Below are 14,968 nucleotides of genomic sequence, written 5' to 3' on the forward strand. Positions count from 1 at the left end.
AGGCTCAGCCTCGCCGCGTCGGTATCTCCAGCACCGTGCGGAGCTGGTACCGGTCGGCACGGTAGGTCGAGACCCCGAACTCGACACAGACGCCACCGGAGAAGGAGCGTCGCTGGAGCAGCAGCACGGCCCCGCCTCGTGGCAGCTTGAGCAGGTCGGCGTCGCCGGGGTCGGCGATGCCGCCGTCGATGGTCAGCTCGCCCGCGTCCAGCACCACCCCGTGGCGCGTCTCCAGCAGCGCGTAGAGCGAGCGGCCCGACAGGTCGAACGACTCCAGGTCGGGCGCGAAGGACACCGGGATGTGCGCCCGTTCGATGCACAGCGGTTCCCCGTCCGCCGTGCGCAGCCGCTCGATGAAGTGCACGGCCTCACCCGGCTGGATGCCGAGTTCGCGTGCCAGGTGGGCGCTGGCCCGGACCACCCGCCGGTCCAGGTCGCGCGAGCCGGGTTCCATGCCGCGCGCCCGCATGTCGTCGCTGAACGACGTGAGCCGCAGCGCCATCTCGATCTTGGGACGGGCCACGAAGGTGCCCTTTCCCGCGACGCGGTGCAGCCGCCCCTCGGACACCAGGTGGTCGACCGCCTGGCGTACAGTCATGCGTGACAGGCCGAAACGCTGGCAGAGCTCCCTTTCGGAGGGGATCGCCGCGCCGATGGTGAGCTCGTTGCCCTCGATGAGGTCGAGGAGGATCTCGCGAAGCTGGAAGTACTTCGGCACAGGGCTGTCGGGGTCGATCTGGGCCACCGCTTTTCCCTCCTCTCGATCTCCGCATGGGTTTGAGTTAAGGTTTGTGCTGGTCTAGTCCGGACTAGACCACATGCCAGAAAAGAGTGTCAACGTACGGACCGGCGACGGATCGATAACGGCCCGATCTCGCCCTCCAGAGCCGAAGGACGGGCACCGATGACCACGATGATGCGCCGCGAGATAGCCGAGCAGCCGGCCGCGCTGCGGGCCACGCTCGACGCCCTGCTGCCGAGGATCGGCGAGGTGAAGGCCCTGGCCGGACAGACCCGCCAGCTCGTCTTCATCGCCAGGGGCACATCCGACAACGCCGCCGTCTACGGCCGCTACCTCATCGAGGCGCGCGCCGGTCGGATGTCCTCCCTCGCCGCCCCGTCCATCGCCACGACCTACAAGCGCAAACTCGACCTCACCGGCGTGCTCGCCGTCGCGCTGTCCCAGTCGGGCAAGACCGAGGAGATCGTCGAGACCCTCGCCTGGGCCAAGGACTGCGGCGCCGGCACCGTCGCGATCACCAACGGCGGCGAGCACTCGCCGCTCGCCCAGACCGCCCACCTGGCGCTGTGCACCCAGGCCGGCGAGGAGAAGGCCGTCCCGGCCACCAAGACCTACACCACCCAGCTCGCGGCGCTGGCCGTGCTCGCCCTCGGCCTCGGGGCCGAGGTGGACGCCGACGACCTCCAGCGCGTCCCCGACGCCGTCGAGCGGCTGATCGCCGACCCCGGCGACGTCGACACCGTGGTCGAGGGGCTGGCCGAGGTGTCCGGCGTCGTGGTGTCGGGCCGCGGCATGGCGTTCTCGACCGCCCTTGAGACCGCGCTGAAGCTCAAAGAGGCCTGCTACCTGCACGCCATGGGCCTGTCCTACGCCGACCTGCTGCACGGCCCGATCGCGGTGGTGGACGAGAAGACCCCAGCGCTGCTGGTCGCCGCCGACGAGGGCCCCACGCTGCCCGGCACCGTCGCCCTGGCCCGCCGGGTCACCGGCGCAGGCGCGTCCGCGTACGGCGTGGGCGGCGGAGCCGAGCTGGCCAAGGCGTCCACGGCGGCCCTCAACGGCCCCGCGCTGCCCGAGTGGGTGGCCCCGATGGGGCTCATCGTCCCCGGGCAGATCCTGACCGAGGCCCTCGCCCGCCGCCGGGGCATCGACCCCGACTCTCCTCGCGGCCTCAACAAGGTGACGCAGACGGAATAGCGCCGCTAGCGTTGCCTGAGGTTGAACGAGGAGGACGGACATGGCGGCAGACGCCAACGCGATCATCGCCGGGCTCGGCGGCGTCGGCAACATCATCGAGATAGAGCCGTGCATCACCCGTCTTCGCACCGAGGTGCGCGACGCCTCCAAGGTCGACCACGCGGCCCTGCGGGCGGCCGGCGTCCACGGGGTCATGGCGGCGGGCAACGTCGTCCAGGTCGTGGTGGGCCCCGACGCCGACACGATCGCCTCCGACATCGACGATCTCATCGAGTGAGCCGTGCGGCCGGCGGGAGTGCCATGACGACCGTTCTCGCCCCGGTGGCGGGGCATGTCGTGGGACTGGCCGCCGTGCCCGACCCGGTGTTCTCCGAAGGGCTCGTGGGGCCGGGGACGGCGATCGACCCGGCCAGGCGGGCGGGGGAGGCGCTCGCCCCCATCGGAGGGCTCATCCTCAAGCTCCATCCGCACGCCTACGTGATAGCCGGCGAGGACGGCCGGGCGGTGCTCGTCCACCTGGGCATCGACACGGTGCTGCTCAAGGGTGAGGGGTTCCGGCTGCTCGCCGGGGAGGGCGAGCGGGTGCGCGCCGGCCGGCCGGTCGTCGCCTGGGACCCGGCGGCGGTCGCGGCCGGGGGAATGTCCCCGGTCTGCCCGGTCGTGGCGCTGGACGCCCCTCCCGGCGTGGTCGTCCCGCTCCGGACCGACGGCGCGGTGCTCGCGGGTGAGGAGCTGTTCCGATGGCGCTAGTCCCCTCACCTCAGGTGACCAGGTACGCTCATGCCGCCTGCCACCGGCCGGGGGGCGGGTAGGAGACTGGTGAGACGGCGACGCCGTCGACGTCCGTTGCCGAACCGCTCACACCAGATCCGCCCGGTGTTAGCTGGCCGTTCCCGGAGATAGCCCCTATCTCGGAATAACGTGCTAGCCGTACTGCTTGTCACCGGGTGGTCTGGACCGCCCCGGACGGAAAGAGGAGGAACCGTGGCCGAGCGCAAGGTCATCGTGGAGTCAGCGGTGGGTCTGCACGCCCGCCCGGCGGCGACGTTCGTGCAGACCGCGGCCAAGGCCCCCATCGACATCACCGTGGGGAAGCCGGGCCGTACGCCCGTCAGCGCCAAGAGCATCCTTTCGATCCTGGCGCTGGACGTCAGGAACGGCGAGGTCATCGTCATCCAGGCCGACGGGGACGGCGCCGAGAAGGTGCTCGACGAGCTCGTCGCGATCGTGTCGGTGCCTTGACGGCCGGCCGCGGAGCCTGACGATGGAGAGGTTGACGGGAACCGGGGTCAGCCCCGGGGTGGGCCACGGCCCGGCCTATCTCATGGGCGCCGCCGTCCCCGAGCCGCCGGCCGGGTCACGGCACGGCGGCGACGTGGTGGCCGAGGTGGCGCGGGCGGAGGCCGCCGTGGAGCGCGTGGCCGCCGACCTGTCGGCGCGCGGCGAGGCCGCGGGCGGCGAGGCGCGGGACGTGCTCGCCGCGCAGGCCATGATCGCGCGAGACCCCGTGCTGTCCAGCGAGGTCGCCGACCTCATCAACGCCGGCACGGCCGCCGAGCGGGCCGTGTACGAGGCGTTCATGCGCTACCACGACATGCTCGCCGAGATCGGCGGCTACCTCGGCGAGCGGGCGGCCGATCTGGCCGACATCCGCGACCGGGTGATCGCCGAACTGGCCGGCCTGCGGACGGGCGGCCTGCCAGAGAAGGGCGACACACCGTACGTGCTGGTCGCCCGCGACCTCGCGCCCGCCGACACCGCGCTGCTGACCAAGGACGTCGTCGCCGCCTTCGTCACCGAGCAGGGCGGCCCCACCAGCCACACGGCGATCCTCGCGCGCGCCATGGGCGTGCCCGCCGTCGTGGCCTGCGCCGGGGCGACCGCCATCGTCAACCAGACGCTCGTCCTGGTCGACGGCGCGACCGGCACGGTCGGCCTGGTGCCCTCCGAGGAGGAGGTGGCCGCGGCGGTCGAGGCCGCGCGCACCCGCGACTCGGCGGTGGCGGCGGTCACCGGTCCGGGCGCGACCGCGGACGGCCACCCGGTGGCCCTGCTGGCAAACATCGGCGGGCCGCGCGACATCGAGACGGCCCTGGAGCACGGCGCCGAGGGCGTCGGGCTGTACCGCACCGAGTTCCTGTTCCTGGACCGCGACACCGCGCCCTCGGAGGAGGAGCAGGAGGCGGCCTACCGCGAGGTCATCTCCGCCTTCCCCGGCAAGCCGGTGGTGGTGCGCGTGCTGGACGCGGGGGCGGACAAGCCACTGGGGTTCCTGCCGCCCACCGAGAAGGAGCCCAATCCCGCTCTGGGCGCGCGCGGCATCCGCATCATGCGCATATTCCCTGACATCCTGGCCGGGCAGCTGCGGGCCCTCGCCCGCGCCGCCGAGGGGGAGTCCGCCCACGTCCAGGTCATGGCCCCGATGGTGGCGACGCCCGAGGAGGCCGCCTGGTTCGTGGCGGCGTGCCGCGCGGCGGGGCTGCGCTCGTCCGGGGTCATGGTCGAGGTCCCGGCCGCCGCGCTCCGCGCGGCCGACCTCGCTCCCGGCGTCGACTTCTTCTCCATCGGCACCAACGACCTCGCGCAGTACGCCTTCGGGGCCGACCGCGAGGTGAGCGCCCTGGCCGGCTTCCAGGACCCCTGGCAGCCGGTCCTGCTCGACCTGGTGGCGATGACCGCCTCGGCGGGCGTGCCCTGCGGGGTCTGCGGCGAGGCGGGCGCCGATCCCGCGCTCGCGTGCGTGCTGGTCGGCCTCGGCGTCGGCTCGCTGTCCATGGCCGCGCCCGCCCTTCCCTGGGTGCGCGCCGCGCTGTCGCGTCACACCTTCGACCAGTGCCGCGCCGCCGCCGTCGCCGCGCGCGCCGAGACCACCCCGGACGCCGCCAGAGCCGCCGCCCGCGCCCACCTGCCCGCCCTCCCCGACCTCGGCCTCTGAGCACCCGCCAGCCCTGCCGCCTTGCGCGCCTGGAGTACCCCGGACGCCGCCAGGGGTGGTCTCCCGCGCCCACCTTGTCCGCTCTCCCCGACCTCGGCCTCTGAGCACCCGCCAGCCCTGCCGCCGTGCGCGCCTGGAGTACCCCGGACGCCGCCAGGGTGGCCGCCCGCGCCCGTCTGCCCGCCCTCCCCAACCTCGGCCTCTGAGCACCCCGCCAGCCGTGCCGCCGTGCGCACCGCCCCTTGGCGGCGCCTCGTCGCCAGGACCGGGCCTGCGGCGAGTCGTCCACACCGAGTCCGGGGCGGCGACGGTGGGTCGCTCCGGTGCGGTGACCACATCCGTTCACCGGGCGCGGCTCCTCCACTTCGGCCATGGGCTGGAGTGATCGGCGCCGCGTCGGCGGGTCGTGGTACGGCGATGCCGGCGCCCGCTATGGCGCCCGGCCCGGTCAACGTTCGCAGGCAGCCCACAATGTGGTGTCGCGGGTGGGCGGCGGGTTGTCCACAGGCTGAGTCCGGGCGGGCGGCGGCGCGGATACGGTGGGGGACATGGCTGTACCTTCCCCCGCAGCGGTGCTCGTGCTGGTCGCGACGATGACGGCCGGTTGCGCCGCCACCTCCGCCACGAGCGGCGAGGCGCCTTCACGCACCAACGCCGCCCCGTCCGGCGCCGCCACCACCAGCGCCCCGGCCTCCGCCGGCGCCTCGCCGGCGGCGTCCCCGAGCGGCGCGTCCCCCGGCGCCGAGGTGGCGGCGCGGCTGGCGAAGATGAGCCTTGAGGAGAAGGTCGGCCAGCTGTTCATGCCCGTCCTCTACGGCCCGCGGGCCGAGGGCGCGCACGGCGAGAACCAGGCGAGGTTCGGCGTCGGCAGCCCCGCCGCGGCCGTCAGGAAATACCACCCGGGCGGCGTCATCCTGTTCCCCTGGGCGGGCAACGTCGGCGACGCCCGCCAGCTCGCCGCGCTCACCCGCGGCCTGCAGAAGGCCGCCAAGGTACCGCTGCTCATCGGCGTCGACCAGGAGAACGGCGTCGTCTCGCGGCTGGGCTCGATCGTGACCGACGTGCCGGGCAGCATGGCCATCGGCGCCACGCGCGACCCGGACGCCGCCCGGTCGGCCGCCCGGGTGACCGGTGAGGAGCTGCGCGCCCTCGGCATCAACCTCGACTTCGCGCCGGTCGCCGACGTCAACGTCAACCCGGCCAACCCGGTCATCGGCGCCCGCTCGTTCGGCTCCGACCCCAAGCGGGTCTCCGCCATGGTCGGCGCCGCCGTCGAGGGGTTCCACGACGCCGGCGTGGGCAGCGCCGCCAAGCACTTCCCCGGGCACGGCGACACGCGGGTCGACAGCCACAGCGGCCTGCCGGTCATCCAGCACACCCGTTCCCAGTGGCAGCGGCTGGACGCGCCCCCGTTCAAGGAGGCCGTCCGCCGCGGCGTCGACATCGTGATGTCCGCCCATGTCGTGATGCCCAAGCTCGACCCCTCCGGCGACCCCGCCACCCTGTCCAAACCGATCCTGACCGGCCTGCTCCGCGACGAGCTCGGGTTCGACGGCGTGGTGAGCACCGACGCCCTCGACATGCAGGGCGTGCGCGAGAAGTACGGCGACGCCGAGGTGGCCGTCCGCGCCGTCCTGGCCGGCGTCGACCTGCTGCTCATGCCGCCGAACTTCCGCAAGGCCTACGACGCGGTGCTCGGGGCCGTGAAGTCGGGCCGCATCTCCCGCGAGCGGCTCGACCGGTCGGTCACCCGGCTGCTGACGCTCAAGGCCGCCCGGGGCATCCTCGACGGCTCGCAGACCGACCCCGGCGGCGACGACCAGGCCGTGCGGTCCAAGGCGCACCGCACCACAGCCCAGCGCATCGCCGATCGTTCCGTGACGCCGGTCAAGGGCGCCAAAAGCCTCCCGGTCAAGGGTCACGTCCTGGTCACCGGTCCCGCCGGGCGCCGCCTGGCGGGCATGCTCGACGGCGCGTCGGCCGCGCCCACCGGCGACACCCCGACGTCGTCGCAGATCGCGAGCGCCCGGTCGGCCGCCGCGCGGGCCGACACGGTCGTGGTCACCACGCGCGACGCCGGGCCGGCGCAGGCGAACCTGGTCTCGGCGATGGGCGGCACCGGCAAGAAGGTCGTCGTGGTGTCCATGGGCGCCCCGTACGAGCTGGCACGGCTGCGCGGGTACGACGCGGCCCTCGCCGTCTATTCCGACGGCGACGCCTCGCTCAGAGCCGCCGCCAAGGCGCTCACCGGCGCCCTCACCCCCAAGGGCACCCTCCCCGTCGCCCTACGAGTCCCGTAGCCCTCTCAGACGCGGCGGGTACGGGCGGGGCTGGGATGGAGGGCCCCGGCAGTGGGTTCGGGCGTTGCTCGGCTTACCCTGAAAGGCCCGGCAGGGACATGAGGGAGTGAACATGGTGAAAGGCGTACTCATCGACTGGGGTGGTGTGCTGACCACCGGCCTCCACGAGGCGATCGCCGAGTGGCTCGACGCCGACGGCATCGACGCCGAGCACTACCGGGAACTCATGGAAGAGCTCATCCGGCACGCCTACGAGCAGGGCGCCGTCCTCGGCGAGAATCCGATCCACGCGCTGGAGCGGGGGGAGGTCGACGTCGCGACCTTCGAGCGCGACCTGGCGGCTCGCCTGGTGACGCTGCACGGCGTGCCGCCGGTGGCCGACGGGCTGCTCACCCGCATGTTCGCCGGGTTCCGGCCGGTGCAGCCGATGTACGACATGCTGCGCGCCGCACGCGAGGCGGGCATGGCCACCTGCCTGGTCTCCAACTCCTGGGGCAACCACTACACGCGGGACGGCTGGGAGCACTACTTCGACCAGGTCGTCATCTCCGGCGAGGTCGGCATGCGCAAGCCCGAGCCGCGCATCTTCCACCATGCCCTCGGCCTGGTGGGGCTGCGCCCGCAGGAGTGCGTGTTCATCGACGACATCGAGGCCAACATCGACGCCGCCCGCGCCCTCGGCCTCGTCGGCCTGCACCACCGCGACACCGACGCCACGATCGCCGCACTGGAGACCCTCTGCGAGCTGACCCTCCGCCCGTCCCCGCCTCCCACCACGAGCGCACCCGTCTGACCTGTGACCTCCTCGGAGGCACCGAGCGCCACCGAGCCCTCCCACGAGCACACTTGTCCGGCGCGTTTTCAGGGCTCTTCACCGTTTCTCGGTGGACGCGGTCAATGGGCGCCATGTCCCCCGGCGCCGCGCCGAGCGGCCCTAGGCTTACGGTGACCGTGCGAATTCGGCGAGGAGTTCATCGGTGTCCGCTGGTGCGTTGGTGTCATCCTCCGAACACCGCCGGGGACGGCCCGGCAGGTACCGCGTTCCGGCCCGCCCGGGCACGCCGTCCGCGGTGGTCGACGGCCGGTGACCATGAACAGGCGCCACGGGCCCGTCCGCTCGCACAAGCCCGCGCAGCCGTGGTGGCAGGGCAGGCTGAGGCGTTCGCGTCTATGGGTGGCCGGCGTCGTGGCCGCCGCCGCCACCGCGGCGGTGACCGGCTACCTGACCACGGCATTCGACAAGACGCTCTCCACGGTCACCGGAGCCGACGCCGCACCGCCCCTGACCTGGACCACGACGGTGAATCGTGACCCGTGCGAAAACGCGACCAGCCGGTACGTGCTTCCCATCCTGCCCCGACGCCCGGCTGAGGAGGGGGGCATCTCGGAGTCGCAGGAGCGCGACGCCCTGGACGGCGGCTACACCGACGCCGTCGTCACCGTCCAGGGCAAGAGCGGTGTCGCCGTCGTGCTCCACGCCCTGCGGGTGGAGGTGGTCCAGCGCGGCGCGCCCGCCGGGGTGGCGGTGCCCAAGAATCGTCAGTGCGGCGCCATCACCCCCCGCAACTTCGTCGTGGACCTCGATGAGCGGGAGCCTCACTCGCGCCCGTTCGCGGGTGTGGACGACAACGGCGACGAACAGTCCGCCGTCCGGTTCCCCTTTCGCGTCTCGGACGGCGACCCCGAGGTCTTCCACGTCTACGGCGCCACCCGCACCTGCGACTGCCGCTGGCGGATCCTGCTCGACTGGAGCAGCCAGGACAAAAAGGGCACTGCGGTGATCGACGCCGGCGGCCGGCTCTTCCGCACCGTGGGCGTCAAAGACCTGCCCGGATACGACGTGGCGTCGGCGGGGGACTCGAAGTACCGGTGGCGGCGCGGCGGTCCCCCGCTCGATCCCCTGCCTCTGCGCGAGTGAACGACGAGGCATCCGGCCGGGGCGCGGTGCGGTGGTGTACGGTCCGTGCCGCGGGGGGTGGCACACTCGTTCGGGTGACCGGCGCCGCTGTGGCGCCGGTGTCCGGCACCATCGTGATTCGAGGAACGAACGCATGCGCGTGTACCTGCCGTGCACCCTCCCTTCCCTGGCGCGGGTGGCCGGCGCCGGCGAGGTCGGGCCCGCCCCGCTGACCGGCTACGCGGTGACGCCCGCGCTGGTCGAGTGGTACGTCTCGGGTGACACCGAGGAACTGGAGTACGTCGCCCTGACGGACGCGGCCAGGGCGTCCCTGCGGATGCTCGCGGCCGACCGAGCGGACGGCGTGGAGGTCGCCGCGCGGCGGGTGGTCGTCGCGGCCGAGGTGCCCGACGACGTCGTCGCCGCCGGTCCCGACCTCGAGGAGCGATCCCGGGTGCGCGTCCCGGTCGTGGTGCGGATGAACCAGATCGCCGCGGTCCACGTCGACGACCTGGGGGCCGTGCCCGACGTCGAGGCGGCCATCGCCGCCGTGTTCGCCGCCGACGCGGGAGACGACGACGCGCGGTTCGTGGTGGACGGCGTGGAGGACCACGAGCTGATGTGGTTCGCGACCCAGGAGATCCCCGACCTGCTGACCTGACCGTCTCCCCGGGCCCGTGGCCGGCCGGGTGAACCCGATGAAGGCCGGCTCCCGGCCCCGGTGAACCGTTCGGAGGCCTCCGGGCTCCGGTGAACCCGTTCGGAGGTAGGCGGGCCCGGTGAGCCCGTTTGAGGCCGGCGGCCCTGGAAACCCGATGGAGGCTGTCGGGGGCGCCTATTAGGCTGTGGTCACCATGGAGCACATCATCTGGGACTGGAACGGCACGCTGTTCCACGACATCGACGCGGTGGTCGGCGCCACGAACAAGGTGTTCGCGCCCTACGGGCTGGCGCCCATGGACGCCGAGGCGTTCCGCGCGGCCTACACCCGGCCCATCTGGGTGGCCTACGAGCGCATGCTCGGCCGGCCGCTGCACGAGGGCGAGTGGGAGCGGCTCGACCAGGCGTTCCACGACAACTACCACGAGCTGATGCACGCCTCCGAGCTGGCCGCCGACGCGATCGACTGCCTGAACACCTGGTCGGAGTCCGGGCGCACCCAGTCGCTGTTGTCGATGTGGGCGCACGACCGGCTGGTGCGCAAGGCCGCCGAGCTCGGCATCGACCGCTACTTCTCCCGCATCGACGGCCTGGGCGCCGGCGCGCCGGGCGGCGGCAAGGCCGAGCACATGGTGGCCCACATCGAGTCGCTGGAGGTCAAGCCGTCGCGCATCCTGGTGATCGGCGACAGCCTGGACGACGCGCACGCGGCCGAGCACGTGGGCGCCTCGGCCGTGCTCTACGCAGGCGGCATGACCAGCCGGGCCGACCTGGCCGCTTCCGGCTTCCCGGTGGTCGACTCCCTGTCGGCGGCCTTCGCCCACGCCCGCTGATCCGCCGTTCCGTCGCCGCCGCCGGTGGACGGAGAAGCGGACATATGCCGGGTGAGGGTGACGAGTTGGGCATCTCTCGCCGTGGTGGGTGCGCGGTCGTCGTACCCTGAGCGCACCTGGTTCGCGTGCGTTCGGAGGCCCCCCATTAACCGTCTCGTGCTCTGGAACATCGACCTCACCCTGGTCGACGTGACGATCGTCACCCGCGACGCGTACGCCGACGCCTTCCGGCAGGTCACCGGGCGCCCGCTGGTCAAGCTCGCGCCCGCGATGGGCCGTCCCGACTCTGAGATCATCTTCGAGACGCTCGCCATCAACGGCATCGTGACCGGCGACGATCACCTGCCCCGGTTCATCGACGCCCTGGCCCGGTCGTTCGCCGCGCGGCGCAAGCGGCTGAACAAGGACGGGCAGGTCATGCCCGGCGCCAAGGAGGCGCTCAAGGCGGTGGCCCGCCTCGACGGCGTCGTCCAGTCGGTGCTCACCGGCACCATCAAGAGCAACGCCGCGCTCAAGCTGAACGCCTTCGGCCTGGACAAGTACGTCGACGTCGAGGTCGGCGGCTACGGCGAGGAGGTCTACCCCAAGGCCACCCTGCTGCAGGTGGCCCAGGGCAGGGTCAAGGCGTTGTACGGCTTCCGGTGCGACGGCGCGAACACCGTGCTGATCGGCGACTCGGCCAGGGATGTCCAGGCGGCGCGCATCGCCGGGGCGTCCATGATCGCCGTCGCCTCCGGCCGTTCGACGGCGACCGAACTGCACGAGGCCGGCGCCGACATCGTGCTCCCCGACCTGACCGACGCCCCCGCCCTGGTCGCCGCCGTGGCCCACCTCACCACCCCCATGGACCGCAAAGCGGGCTGAGTGCCGGGCGCGGGCACGGCCCGCGCGGGGGCGGTCAGCTCTTGCCGGCGAAGGCGAGGCCGTGGTCGGCGATCGCCTGGCGCAGGGTGGCGGGGTGGGCACGTGAACCGCCTGTAACCGCCGCCGTAACCGGCCTGCGTAGGCACCTCGATCAGTGCCGGGGGGTTTTCGGGTGGGCGCGGCAATGGCAACCGGCGGCATGGGCAACGGGTGGGTCCACCACCTCAGCTCATACCGGTTGGTCAGTGTCGATCGTCGGCATGCCAGCTAACTGGATGAGACGAGCCTTCCATGACACTGATGCCGCGGGCCAGGTCGACCGGCGAAGAGGCTTCCAGCAGAAGAGGTAGGCGCTGCGATGGTACGGCCCACCAGTTGCCTGTCGCCTGCCCGTACCAGACTTTCCACCCGAGGAACTCGGTGAGCCAGGTGCCGGACTCAATGGACACCTGTCCGATTGGTGCCGTCCAGGCGAGTTCGACCCACACGGTGCGTCCTGTTTCGTCGCCCTCGACCCATAGCCGTGCGCCCAAGGCCGCGACCATGGTGAGACCCCGTCCCCCCTCCAGGAGATCTTCCCCTGTTGCGCTTCGTTCCGAGGGGATGGTGGGGCCACCGGCGTCGGTCACGGCGATTCGAATGATCTCGTGACGGAGGAGCAGCTCAACGGCGAAGACCCCACCCTGCCCGGATCGAGTGTGGCGCACGGCGTTCGACGCGAGTTCCACGGCGCACGAGAGGGCGTCGTCATGTACCGGATTGTCGAGCAGGACGCCGCTGATGAACCGGCGGACCTCGCGGATCTCGGCGGGTCTTCCAGCGAACTCCCGGCGCCAGGAGATCCCGTTCATCCAGTGCCGCCTTTACGGGCTTCGCTGTAACCGAACTTGCAGGCACGCATGTGGTTCGTCCTCCTAAGGCCACGTGACTTCGGAGAGTTACCGATCGAATACGTGCAGGATGGCATGGTCGAAGCAAGCTTGCAGGAGAAATTCAGATTCTCTTCATGGCCCGCCCTTGGGGCTGTAGCGTCTGCCCGATGCGAATGGTGAGGGAGTGGTGACGATGAGTGCCAAGCGTGGTGTGACCCTTCGGTCCCAGTGGCTGGGCAAGCAGCTACGCGAACTACGCGAAGCGGCTGGTCTCACTCTGAAAGAGGCGGGGGATTTTCTGCAGCGAGACGCGTCGACGATCAGCCGTCTCGAAGCAGGGATATACCCGGCACGCCCTGGTGACGTGGAGGCTCTTCTCGGTTTGTACGGCATATCGCACGAGCGGCAGCGTGATGGGCTGGTACGGCTGAGCCGGGAGGCCTGGCAGAACGGATGGTGGGACGCGTACGCGGGCGACGTCGGCCACGGCATCGTGGACAACGCCTGGTTGGAGTCTCGCGCCAAGCAGATTCGATCATTCGATGCGTTGGTCATCCCTGGTCTGCTGCAGACGCGGGACTACATGGACGCTGTCATGCGTGCGGCGGACTGGCGGTCCTCCGAGGAGCAGATCGCACGCTGGATCGAGTTCCGCCTTATCCGGCAGCAGGTTTTGGCCGCAAGTGTGCCGGGGCTCGTGGTCGTACTGGATGAAGCCGTGCTGCGCCGGACGGTGGGTGGCCGCGAGGTGATGCGTGCCCAGCTCGGCCGGCTGACCGAAACCGCCAAGCAGTCGCACGTAGAGATCAGGGTGCTCCCGCAGGCCAGCGGAGCCCATGCCAGTCCAGACGGGGCATTCAAGATCTACGAACTGCCCGAGCCGTATCCGGCGATCGCCTACGTCTCCAGTCCTGCGGGTGTGATCTACGTCGAGGCGGAAGAGGCGGAAAGGCTTATGCTCAAGTTCGATGCGATCTGTCGAGATTCGCTTGGCAGCGAAGAGTCGTTGGATCTCATTGTGGCGGTCGCCGAGGAACTCGGCTGACGTCCTGGATGGAGGCGCCAATGTCCGCTCAAGAGAAGCTTCCTGTCGCATGGCACATCAGTACTTTCAGCGCCGATGGTGGGGGAGGGGATTGTGTCGAGGCGGGCCCTGTTCTTGACGGCAGTGGGCGCGTCGCCGTCCGGCACAGCCATGATCCCGATGGCTCTGTGATCGTCTACACGCGTGCCGAGTGGAACGCCTTCGTATCCGGAGTCCGCAGTGGTGAGTTCGACTTTCTCGGTGAGTGAACGGTCGAGCTATTGGCGGTCAGCCGGGGCCTGATCGCTTGGACTCATGGTGAGGCCGCGGGTGGCGAGCGTCTGGCGTGAGGAGTCGAGTTCCGGGTGGCCTTGGAGAAACGACGGGGTGGGGGTCAGCACGGTGTAGGAGGTGACGATGTCGGATACCGCCTACCTTGTTGGCTATGAGTCCGCATCGGCGGCCGGGGTGACCGGACGCCGGTGCCACGGCCCGTCCTGCGCGGGTCGTGTCCCGTCCACACCACGAAGGATTTGCATGCCTTACTCGACGGCCTCCGTCGCGACCGAGCGGCCCGGGCGGTACATCAAGCAGTTGGTGTCCCATATGGGGCACAAGACGACCACGGAGATCTCCGGTGACGGTCGTGGCGTGATCACGTTGAAACGCGGCCGTTGCGTGCTGACGCCGACCGGGGTCGCGATCGAGATGATCGCCACCGCCGGGGACGCCGAGTCGCTGGAGCAGGTGCAGGAGGTGGTGACCCGCCACCTGCTGCGCTTCGCCACCCAGGAGGAGCTGGCCGTCAAGTGGTCGGCGCCCGTGGGGGCCGAGGAGATGGTCATCGTCGACCCGCTCATCGGCGACTACGTCACCACCCAGTGCACCCCGGCCGACGAGGTGCTGCAGGAGCTGACCGCGAAGACGCGTGAGACGACCGGCGGCTCGTGGACCATGCAGGTCTCGCACGACGAGGGCGCGTTCCTCACGATGCTCGCCCGCATGGTCGGCGCGCGGCAGGCGGTCGAGGTCGGCGTGTTCACCGGGTACTCCTCCATCTGCATCGCCCGGGGCCTGGCCGAGGGCGGGCGGCTGCTGGCCTGCGACGTCAGCGAGGAGTGGACCTCGGTCGCCCGCTCGTACTGGGAGCGCGCCGGCGTCGCCGACCGCATCGACCTGAAGATCGCCCCGGCGGCCGAGACGCTCCGCGCGCTGCCCGAAGAGCGGTCCATCGACTTCGCGTTCATCGACGCCGACAAGGTGAGCTACCCGGTGTACTACGAGGAGATCGTGCGGCGGCTGCGCCCCGGCGGGCTGGTGGTCCTGGACAACGTGTTCCTCGGCGGGCGGGTCGTCGATCCGGCGTACGAGGAGGAGCACCACGTGGCGGTGCGGGCCCTGAACGACGCCATCGTGGCCGACGACCGGGTGGAGTCGGTGATGCTTTCGGTGCGGGACGGCGTGACGATCGCCCGCAGACTCTAGTGCGCTGTCCGCGGACGTGCGCCGGCTCGGGCGCCGTAGCAGGCGCCGGCATCGCCGTACCACGACCCGCCGACCCGGCGCCGATCACTACAGCGCGTGGAGGACGGAGAGCCGCACCCGGTGAACGTAGGTGGTCACCGCACCAGGGCGGCGTGTCGA

16 protein-coding genes are annotated in these 14,968 nt (G+C 71.4%); 14 read left to right on the forward strand and 2 right to left on the reverse strand.

Features of this window, described 5'->3' with window-relative positions:
• Positions 1 to 4: 4 nt before the first annotated feature.
• Positions 5 to 745 carry a GntR family transcriptional regulator gene (locus ACFQSB_RS31945; protein WP_354836911.1) on the reverse strand — a complete coding sequence of 247 codons (741 nt, stop codon included), beginning with the start codon at positions 743 to 745 and terminating at the stop codon, positions 5 to 7.
• 159 nt (positions 746 to 904) lie between these two features.
• Between ACFQSB_RS31945 and ACFQSB_RS31950 the strand changes: the two genes are divergently transcribed.
• From ACFQSB_RS31950 to ACFQSB_RS32000, 11 genes are all read left to right on the forward strand, one after another.
• A complete protein-coding gene (locus ACFQSB_RS31950) occupies positions 905 to 1,939 on the forward strand; it encodes an SIS domain-containing protein (RefSeq protein ID WP_354836909.1) in 1,035 nt (344 codons plus the stop codon).
• A 40-nt stretch (positions 1,940 to 1,979) separates the two neighbouring features.
• Positions 1,980 to 2,216: a PTS glucose/sucrose transporter subunit IIB gene (locus ACFQSB_RS31955; protein ID WP_354836907.1), complete on the forward strand. Its 237-nt coding sequence runs from the start codon at positions 1,980 to 1,982 to the stop codon at positions 2,214 to 2,216.
• Between the two features lie 23 nt (positions 2,217 to 2,239).
• Positions 2,240 to 2,689, forward strand: coding sequence for a PTS sugar transporter subunit IIA (locus tag ACFQSB_RS31960; RefSeq protein WP_354836905.1), 450 nt, complete (start codon positions 2,240 to 2,242; stop codon positions 2,687 to 2,689).
• A 234-nt stretch (positions 2,690 to 2,923) separates the two neighbouring features.
• Positions 2,924 to 3,181 (forward strand): HPr family phosphocarrier protein, encoded by a 258-nt coding sequence (locus ACFQSB_RS31965; RefSeq protein WP_354836903.1) that lies wholly within the window; start codon positions 2,924 to 2,926, stop codon positions 3,179 to 3,181.
• Positions 3,182 to 3,203: 22 nt separating this feature from the next.
• Positions 3,204 to 4,874 carry a phosphoenolpyruvate--protein phosphotransferase gene (ptsP, locus tag ACFQSB_RS31970; protein WP_380830575.1) on the forward strand — a complete coding sequence of 557 codons (1,671 nt, stop codon included), beginning with the start codon at positions 3,204 to 3,206 and terminating at the stop codon, positions 4,872 to 4,874.
• Positions 4,875 to 5,422: 548 nt separating this feature from the next.
• The gene (locus ACFQSB_RS31975; protein WP_380830576.1) at positions 5,423 to 7,174 is read left to right on the forward strand and encodes a glycoside hydrolase family 3 protein; all 1,752 of its coding nucleotides are present in this window, start codon (positions 5,423 to 5,425) and stop codon (positions 7,172 to 7,174) included.
• A 112-nt stretch (positions 7,175 to 7,286) separates the two neighbouring features.
• Positions 7,287 to 7,967, forward strand: coding sequence for an HAD family hydrolase (locus ACFQSB_RS31980; RefSeq protein ID WP_380830577.1), 681 nt, complete (start codon positions 7,287 to 7,289; stop codon positions 7,965 to 7,967).
• 381 nt (positions 7,968 to 8,348) lie between these two features.
• Positions 8,349 to 9,092, forward strand: a complete 744-nt coding sequence (locus ACFQSB_RS31985; protein WP_380830578.1) for a hypothetical protein — start codon at positions 8,349 to 8,351, stop codon at positions 9,090 to 9,092.
• A gap of 133 nt (positions 9,093 to 9,225) precedes the next feature.
• Positions 9,226 to 9,732 (forward strand): DUF6912 family protein, encoded by a 507-nt coding sequence (locus ACFQSB_RS31990; RefSeq protein ID WP_380830579.1) that lies wholly within the window; start codon positions 9,226 to 9,228, stop codon positions 9,730 to 9,732.
• Positions 9,733 to 9,925: 193 nt separating this feature from the next.
• On the forward strand, positions 9,926 to 10,564 hold the full coding sequence (locus ACFQSB_RS31995; RefSeq protein WP_380830580.1) for an HAD family hydrolase: 639 nt from the start codon (positions 9,926 to 9,928) through the stop codon (positions 10,562 to 10,564).
• 156 nt (positions 10,565 to 10,720) lie between these two features.
• Positions 10,721 to 11,428, forward strand: a complete 708-nt coding sequence (locus tag ACFQSB_RS32000; RefSeq protein WP_380830581.1) for an HAD family hydrolase — start codon at positions 10,721 to 10,723, stop codon at positions 11,426 to 11,428.
• A 242-nt stretch (positions 11,429 to 11,670) separates the two neighbouring features.
• On the opposite strand, the gene ACFQSB_RS32005 is transcribed toward ACFQSB_RS32000, so the two are convergent.
• Positions 11,671 to 12,279, reverse strand: a complete 609-nt coding sequence (locus ACFQSB_RS32005; protein ID WP_380830582.1) for an ATP-binding protein — start codon at positions 12,277 to 12,279, stop codon at positions 11,671 to 11,673.
• Positions 12,280 to 12,493: 214 nt separating this feature from the next.
• On the opposite strand from ACFQSB_RS32005, the gene ACFQSB_RS32010 reads away from it, so the two are divergent.
• From ACFQSB_RS32010 to ACFQSB_RS32020, 3 genes are all read left to right on the forward strand, one after another.
• Positions 12,494 to 13,345, forward strand: coding sequence for a helix-turn-helix domain-containing protein (locus tag ACFQSB_RS32010; RefSeq protein WP_380830583.1), 852 nt, complete (start codon positions 12,494 to 12,496; stop codon positions 13,343 to 13,345).
• A gap of 20 nt (positions 13,346 to 13,365) precedes the next feature.
• Entirely contained in the window at positions 13,366 to 13,593 is a 228-nt protein-coding gene (locus ACFQSB_RS32015; RefSeq protein WP_380830584.1) for a DUF397 domain-containing protein, read from the forward strand.
• Positions 13,594 to 13,861: 268 nt separating this feature from the next.
• Entirely contained in the window at positions 13,862 to 14,809 is a 948-nt protein-coding gene (locus ACFQSB_RS32020; RefSeq protein ID WP_380830585.1) for a DUF2218 domain-containing protein, read from the forward strand.
• Positions 14,810 to 14,968: the final 159 nt, after the last annotated feature.

Source organism: Sphaerisporangium rhizosphaerae (assembly GCF_042665155.1).
Classification (GTDB): Bacteria; Actinomycetota; Actinomycetes; order Streptosporangiales; family Streptosporangiaceae; genus Sphaerisporangium; species Sphaerisporangium rhizosphaerae.